The organism is Anoxybacteroides voinovskiense (assembly GCF_014196205.1).
Lineage (GTDB): Bacteria > Bacillota > Bacilli > Bacillales > Anoxybacillaceae > Anoxybacteroides > Anoxybacteroides voinovskiense.
This window is the reverse complement of record NZ_JACIDE010000012.1, coordinates 71,319-78,578: the sequence shown is the minus strand read 5'-3', so window position 1 is coordinate 78,578 and position 7,260 is coordinate 71,319. Positions and strand designations below refer to the sequence as shown.

The window sequence follows — 7,260 nt, the reverse complement described above, 5'->3', positions numbered from 1 at the left end:
AATGTAAGAGGAATCGGCAGAGGAGCATAGGAAGAAAATGATCGAATGGTACCATTTCTTTTGAAAAAAGCCAACATCGCAAAAAGCTCGTATAACAAATCCGTTGCGCAAATCATTTTACGTTGGGACTTACAGCACGGCGTTGTCACGATTCCAAAAACGACAAAAGAACATCGGATGATTGAAAATGCGTCCATATTCGATTTTTCACTCACAGAGGAAGAGATGGAACGAATAAATCGTCTCAATAAAAACGAGAGAGTGGGCCCTGATCCTGATCATTTTGATTTTTAACATAGGTAGTATGAAAAAACCAGCATTTTAAGTGCTGGCTTTTTCGCATGATTGTTCGGTAACTAAGACCAATACGTCCTAAGAAGTAGCGGAAATTTATGCTCAAGTACATAGGAAGGTAACGAATTCCCTACTACAATGGTTGCTGTGATGGCAAAAAACTAATGTAGGAGGCGTTACGTTTGAAAAAGATAGGACCGAACGGGATGAAATGGTTGAAAATGATTCACGTATTTTTAGTTGTGATGTTTTTTGGCGGCATTTTAAGTTCTGTATCATTAAGTATGCAGCTTGATTTGACAAAGTATGATGAAGTGTATTTAGGTTATAAAAATATAGTTATCATTAGCGAGTATGTTGTCAAATGGGGAGCGATTGGTACGTTAGTGATTAGTTTCGTTTACGGCTTTTTTACGAATTGGGGCTTTTTTAAGCATCGTTGGGTGGGGGTGAAGTTTGTCCTATATATCATCCAAACGATTGTCGGTATTTTTATTGTCGATGAACTGATGATGGCTAATATGGAGCTGTTAGAAACGCAAAAACAATTGGCGTTAAGTAATCCAGCGTTTATTCGCAATCATGAAATAAGACATTATGCGGTATATTTTCAAGTGGCAGTGACAATTTTCGTTTTTATCATTTCGTTTATACGCCCGTGGCGAAAGAAAAAAACACCTGTTACAAAGCAGGTGTAAGAAAACAAGCCCTTGCCGATTCGCAAGGGCATTGTTTTTAAAATCAACAAAGCGAGAGGATGATCAATGCCTATATAAGTTTTAATAAAAAATTTCTGCTTTTTCATCTAAATAAAAGCTATAATGTGGCGAGTGAATATCTGGATGTAAAACAAAATTTCATCTTATATAGCCCTGTTTTTTCTATGCATTGGCTTTTTTGTAATAATCTCCTCTTAAACGCTTGGCATCTTCTTTTGGCGGCAAGCCGAACATGCGGGAATATTCGCGGCTGAATTGCGACGGGCTTTCATAGCCAACTTGAAAAGCGACATCAGCCGCATCAGTCGCCTCCGTTAACAACAAGCGCCGCGCTTCTTGCAGCCGCAGTTGTTTTTGAAACTGAATCGGGCTCATCCCCGTTACCTCTTTAAAGTGACGATGAAGGGTAGAAACGCTCATATGGGCGATATCTGCCAACTCTTCTATCCGAATTAGCCGATGGTAGTTTTGTTTAATATGTTCGATTACGTCCCGAATGCGATATGCGTAGCTGCCTTCGATAGCGATTTGTTTCAGTACATCTCCATACGGACCTTGCAACACGCGATATAAAATTTCGCGCTTGTACACAGGGGCAAGCACATCAATATCATCCGGCGTATCAAGCAAACGAACGAGCCGTGTTACCGCATCGAGCAAAGGAGGTTCAATCGGGCTGACAAACATGGCCCGCTTTGCTTGTCCAGTTAGACGGATTGGCTTTTCACCTAAAATCTCTAAAATTTCTCCTGGTGTTAGTTCAAGTCTTAGCGCCAAATACGGCATATCTTCTGATGCCTCTACAACTTGAGCAACTACCGGTAGGTCAACAGACGCAACAAGATAATGAGAAGGGCTGTAAGTAAACCGTTCCTGTGCTAGCCACACGTCTTTTTTTCCTTGAACGATGACGCAAAAGGAAGATCGTTGAACACCATGAGTTGGAGTCGTCATGCTCGATTGGCGGAATAAAAACAACGCAGGAATTGCTGTTGCGTGAGATCCATCTTGCCCGGTATGGCGTACAATGAGTTCAGTCAGCTCGCTTTGTCGTTGATTCATTTGTCGTACCACCCTTCGTTCTTCTTATTAGTTTCATTTTAATACATATTCATTAGCTGCATAAGTAGTTTTGAGAGAATTAGGCAATCATTTGCGATGATTGTGATATCGGTTTCTTTTATAGGTGCGGCATAATGAAAGAGGTAAAAAAGAAATGGAGGGATTCATATGCAAACCGTCACATTGAACAATGGCGTCAAAATGCCGATATTGGGCTTTGGCGTTTTTCAGATTGCGGATTTAGAGGTGTGCGAGCAATGTGTGTACGATGCTTTGTTGACAGGTTATCGCCTCATTGACACGGCTTCCTCTTATCAAAATGAAGAAGCGGTTGGCCGCGCGATTAAACGGAGCGGCATTCCGCGGGAAGAGATTTTTGTGACAACGAAACTGTGGATTCAAGATACCGGTTATGAGAATACGAAAAAGGCGTTTGCGAAATCGTTGGAACGCTTGCAGCTAGATTATATTGATCTGTACTTAATTCATCAACCGTTTGGCGATGTGTATGGCTCGTGGCGCTCCATGGAGGAATTGTACCGTGAAGGGAAAATTCGGGCGATTGGCGTGAGCAATTTCCAGATGGACCGTCTCATTGATTTGATTCTCCATCATGAAGTGACCCCAGCCGTCAACCAAGTGGAAACGCATCCGTTTTGCCAGCAAATCGAGGGCGCAAAGTTTATGAAGGAGCATGGCGTTCAAATCGAATCATGGGCGCCGTTTGCTGAGGGAAGAAATAATATTTTCCAAAATGAAGTGTTAACATCTATCGCCGAAAAGTATAATAAATCCGTTGCGCAAGTCATTTTGCGTTGGTTGACGCAAAGGGGAATCGTGGCGATTCCTAAATCGGTTCATAAAGAAAGAATTATTGAAAACTTCCATATCTTCGATTTTGAATTAAGCCAAGAGGATATGGACATGATTGCGACGCTTGACACGAAAAAAAGTTTATTCTTTTCCCATAATGACCCGGAAATTGTGAAATGGCTTTGCAGACGTCGACTTGATATTTAAAGGGAGGAACAGTGATATGGAATATGTGAAACTTGGAAATACCGGTTTGGACGTATCGCGCATTTGTCTTGGCGCGATGAGCTTTGGGATGGCAGATCGGTGGATTCATCCATGGGTGCTTGACGAGGAACGCAGTCGTTCAATCATTAAAAAAGCCCTTGAGCTAGGAATTAATTTTTTTGACACAGCCAATGTGTATTCTGCTGGAACAAGTGAAGAAATTTTAGGAAAAATTCTTAAGGATTATGCCAATCGAGATGAAATTGTCATCGCGACCAAAGTATATTTTCCGATGCATGAAGGTCCGAATGGGAAAGGTCTTTCACGCAAGGCGATTATGAATGAAATTGATAACAGTTTGGAACGGCTAGGAACAGATTATGTGGATTTGTACCAAATCCATCGTTGGGATTACGAAACGCCGATTGAAGAGACGATGGAGGCATTACATGATGTAGTAAAGGCAGGAAAAGCACGATACATCGGAGCATCTTCAATGTACGCTTGGCAGTTTTTGAAAGCTAATTATACAGCGGAAAAACACGGGTGGACGAAATTTGTTTCAATGCAAAATCATTACAATCTGATTTATCGTGAGGAAGAGCGCGAAATGCTTCCGCTTTGTAAAGAAGAAAAGATTGCGGTGATTCCGTACAGCCCGCTGGCGTCAGGACGATTGACGCGCGATTGGTCGGAAAAGACGCATCGTTCGGAAACCGATCAAATTCAAAAGGCAAAATACGATGCAACCGCAGAAGCGGATCGCGCGATTGTGGAACGTGTTGTAGAGCTTGCCGAAAAACATGGCGTCAAGCGCGCGCAAATTGCTCTCGCTTGGCTGCTACATAAAGAACCAATCACTGCGCCGATCGTAGGAGCGACGAATATTTCTCACCTAGAAGATGCCGTCGGAGCCCTATCGGTCTCATTAACGGCAGAAGAAATCGCCTACTTAGAAGAACCGTATGTGCCACATCCAATCGTTGGTCCTCTCTAAAGGAAAAACGCTGTCCAAAAGAACCGACTAATCGGTTTTTTACGGACAGCTTTTTTGTGTGGAAATTCATTTGCGTGTAGTTTAAAAAATTTTGATTGACAAACGTTTAAAAATCATCAATCCTTCTAAATAAGAACTTCATTGCCTTATCATCTATTTTACAGCGAAGGAGGGATTGAGTTGAAAATTGCTAAAGTCATTAACAACAATGTCATAAGCGTTATTGAAAATGGAAAAGAACTTGTCGTTATGGGGAGAGGAATCGCGTTTCAAAAGAGGTCAGGTGACGAAGTAGATGAAACGAGAATCGAAAAAGTGTTTAAGCTCGATAACAAAGATTTGATTAGTAAGTTTAAAGAATTGTTGTATGAAGTTCCAACTGAATACATTCGTATCACAGAAGAGATTATTAAGTATGCGAAAGAAGAGTTAAATAAAAAGTTAAACGATATTATTTACATCTCCCTTACTGATCATATCCATTTTGCCATTGAACGTTATCGACAAGGGATTCAAATTGTAAATCCTTTAATTTGGGAAATTAAACGAATTTATAAAGATGAATTCCGAATTGGAAAGAAAGCGTTACAAATGATTCAACAGTATTTTCATCTTGATTTACCAGAAGATGAAGCAGGATTTATCGCCATGCACATTGTTAATGCGGAACTTAATGAAAAAATGGGTGACGTGGCAGCGATGACAAAAATGATTCAAGATATTTTAACGATTGTGAAGTATCATTTCAAAATTCAATTAGATGAAGAATCGTTGAATTATTTCCGCTTTCTTACACACCTTAAATTTTTCATCCATCGTTTAATGAATAAAAATTTGTTAAACCATGAGGAATATGACTTACATGAGCTTGTAAAACAAAAATATCGTGAAGCATATAAATGCACGGAGAAAATAGCAGAATATATTCAAAAGACACATGGGTGCACGCTAACACCCGAAGAAGAAATATATTTAACGATTCATATTGAACGTGTTACAAATCGTAAATAAATTTTTTATTGACAAAAATGAAAGCGCATGCTAAAGTGAGGGTAAAAGATGAATAATATTCAGACAATTAGGATTGTTACTGGTTACGCAGGCAAAACCTAAATTGTCTCGCCATTGTACGTATTGGCGGGCAATTTAGGTTTTTTTATTTTCCATGCCTGAAAACGGATACAAAAATAAGGGAGGTGCTGTTATGGCAAAAAAAGATTACACATCATTATCAAAAGACATTTTGAGATTAGTAGGAGGGAAGGAAAATATTGAAAGTGTCTATCATTGTGTGACAAGGCTTCGTTTCAAATTGAAAGATGAATCAATTGCAAAAACGGAAGAAATTAAAAATTTAGATGGCGTTGTTACAGTAATGAGAAGTGGCGGGCAATACCAAGTGGTTATTGGAAACCATGTCCCTGATGTTTATGCTAATTTTTTAGAGGTTTCTGGAATTAATATGGACACATTAGCGAATGATGAAACAAGAGAAAACAAAATGAGTTTAGGTGCAAAATTTATCGACATCATTTCAGGTGTGTTTTCTCCGATTTTAGGTGTTTTAGCGGCGACGGGGATGATTAAAGGGTTGGCGGCTTTATTGTTAGCGCTTCATTGGGTTACTCCAGAATCGGGAACATACCAATTGCTAAATATTGCCGGAGATGGTTTGTTTACATTTTTACCAGTATTTTTAGGTTATACAGCAATGAAAAAGTTTGGTGGAACGCCTTTTGTTGGTATAGCTATTGCTGTGGCACTCGTTCATCCAAGTTTAAGTACATTGTCTACAGGTGACCCGTTGTATACGTTGTTTAATGGAACAGTATTTCAGTCGGATATTCATATTACGTTTTTAGGGATACCAGTAATTTTAATGTCATACGCGTCGTCCGTTATTCCAATTATTATATCGGCGTATTTTGCTGCAAAGTTAGAGAAACGATTAAAGCGGATCATTCCAGATGTGATAAAAACATTTATCGTTCCATTTTTTACGATTATTATTATGGTTCCGCTCACGTTTATCGTCATCGGCCCAATCGCTACTTGGGCAGGAAGTTTGCTGGGTGCTGCAACCGTATGGATTTATAAATTAAGTCCGATTTTGACGGGGATATTGTTAGGTGGGTTATGGCAAATATTTGTTATGTTCGGGCTGCATTGGGGGCTTGTACCAATTGCTATAAACAATTTAGCTACGTTAAAGTATGATCCGATTTTAGCGACAGTAGTTTTTGTATGTTTTGCCCAAATTGGTGCGGTATTAGCAGTTATGTTAAAAACGAAAGATAAAAACTTAAAATCGCTTAGTGTACCAGCGTTTATTTCGGGTGTTTTCGGTGTCACAGAACCTGCGATTTACGGGGTTACGTTGCCGCTAAAAAAACCGTTCATTATGAGTTGCATTGGTGGGGCTGTCGGTGGCGGAATCATTGGTGCTTTTTCAAGTAAGATATGGATGATTGGGGGATTGGGAATTTTCGCTATCCCAACATATATTCAACCAGGTTCAAAGCTTGATTTATCTTTCTGGGGGGCAATCATTTCACTAGTGGTGTCTTTTGTTGTTGGGTTTTTGTTGACGTACTTCTTAGGTTTTAAAGATAAAGATACAGAAAATAAGATGGAAACACCCCTAACATTAGAAGAAACAAAAAAAAAGAGTCTTGTTTTAATGAGCCCATTAAAAGGTGATGTCGTTCCGTTATCTAACATAGAAGATGGTGCTTTTTCAAGCGAAGCGATGGGAAAAGGAGTTGCGATTGAACCGATAGAGGGGAAAGTTGTTTCACCAGTTAATGGTGTCGTGACTGCTTTATTTCAAACAAAGCACGCCATTTGTATTACATCAGATGATGGACTCGAGATTTTAATTCATATTGGAATGGATACAGTGAAACTAGAAGGGCAATATTTTACGTCACATGTGAAACAAGGAGATGTAGTAAAAGTTGGTGATCTACTTGTTGAATTTGATGTTGAGAAAATTAAAGAAGCAGGATATGAAATAGTCACCCCAGTCGTAATAACAAATAGCGAAAAGTTTTCAGAAATAAAAACTATCCCAAAGAGTAAAATTACCCAACATGAAGCATTATTAGAAATTTATATTTAAACGATGTAAGGGATAAAAGCCCGATGATGCAATGACACATCCCTTTC

The 7,260-nt window shown here is 39.3% G+C and carries 6 protein-coding genes and 1 pseudogene; 6 read left to right on the top strand and 1 reads right to left on the bottom strand.

Going from position 1 to position 7,260, the window contains the following annotated elements:
• Positions 1 to 84: 84 nt before the first annotated feature.
• Positions 85 to 294: pseudogene (locus GGR02_RS09890) on the top strand (aldo/keto reductase); the annotation flags it as partial.
• 182 nt (positions 295 to 476) lie between these two features.
• Positions 477 to 992 (top strand): DUF2269 domain-containing protein, encoded by a 516-nt coding sequence (locus GGR02_RS09885; RefSeq protein WP_183184559.1) that lies wholly within the window; start codon positions 477 to 479, stop codon positions 990 to 992.
• A 183-nt stretch (positions 993 to 1,175) separates the two neighbouring features.
• Here GGR02_RS09885 and GGR02_RS09880 read toward each other — a convergent pair whose 3' ends face one another.
• Positions 1,176 to 2,075 carry an AraC family transcriptional regulator gene (locus tag GGR02_RS09880; protein ID WP_183184558.1) on the bottom strand — a complete coding sequence of 300 codons (900 nt, stop codon included), beginning with the start codon at positions 2,073 to 2,075 and terminating at the stop codon, positions 1,176 to 1,178.
• 168 nt (positions 2,076 to 2,243) lie between these two features.
• Here GGR02_RS09880 and GGR02_RS09875 point away from each other — a divergent pair, with 168 nt between their 5' ends.
• The 4 genes from GGR02_RS09875 to GGR02_RS09860 all read left to right on the top strand — a co-directional run bounded on the left by GGR02_RS09875 (position 2,244) and on the right by GGR02_RS09860 (position 7,213).
• Positions 2,244 to 3,095, top strand: coding sequence for an aldo/keto reductase (locus tag GGR02_RS09875; RefSeq protein ID WP_183184557.1), 852 nt, complete (start codon positions 2,244 to 2,246; stop codon positions 3,093 to 3,095).
• Between the two features lie 16 nt (positions 3,096 to 3,111).
• Positions 3,112 to 4,092: an aldo/keto reductase gene (locus GGR02_RS09870; protein WP_183184556.1), complete on the top strand. Its 981-nt coding sequence runs from the start codon at positions 3,112 to 3,114 to the stop codon at positions 4,090 to 4,092.
• A 180-nt stretch (positions 4,093 to 4,272) separates the two neighbouring features.
• Positions 4,273 to 5,103 carry a BglG family transcription antiterminator LicT gene (gene licT / locus GGR02_RS09865; RefSeq protein ID WP_183184555.1) on the top strand — a complete coding sequence of 277 codons (831 nt, stop codon included), beginning with the start codon at positions 4,273 to 4,275 and terminating at the stop codon, positions 5,101 to 5,103.
• Positions 5,104 to 5,296: 193 nt separating this feature from the next.
• Positions 5,297 to 7,213 carry a beta-glucoside-specific PTS transporter subunit IIABC gene (locus GGR02_RS09860; RefSeq protein WP_183184554.1) on the top strand — a complete coding sequence of 639 codons (1,917 nt, stop codon included), beginning with the start codon at positions 5,297 to 5,299 and terminating at the stop codon, positions 7,211 to 7,213.
• The last annotated feature ends 47 nt before the right edge of the window (positions 7,214 to 7,260 follow it).

Coding starts and splice junctions, on each gene's coding strand:
- GGR02_RS09880 (WP_183184558.1), bottom strand. CDS start 2,075: ATGAATCAACGACAAAGCGAGCTGACTGAACTCATTGTACGCCATACC.
- GGR02_RS09875 (WP_183184557.1), top strand. CDS start 2,244: ATGCAAACCGTCACATTGAACAATGGCGTCAAAATGCCGATATTGGGC.
- GGR02_RS09870 (WP_183184556.1), top strand. CDS start 3,112: ATGGAATATGTGAAACTTGGAAATACCGGTTTGGACGTATCGCGCATT.
- GGR02_RS09860 (WP_183184554.1), top strand. CDS start 5,297: ATGGCAAAAAAAGATTACACATCATTATCAAAAGACATTTTGAGATTA.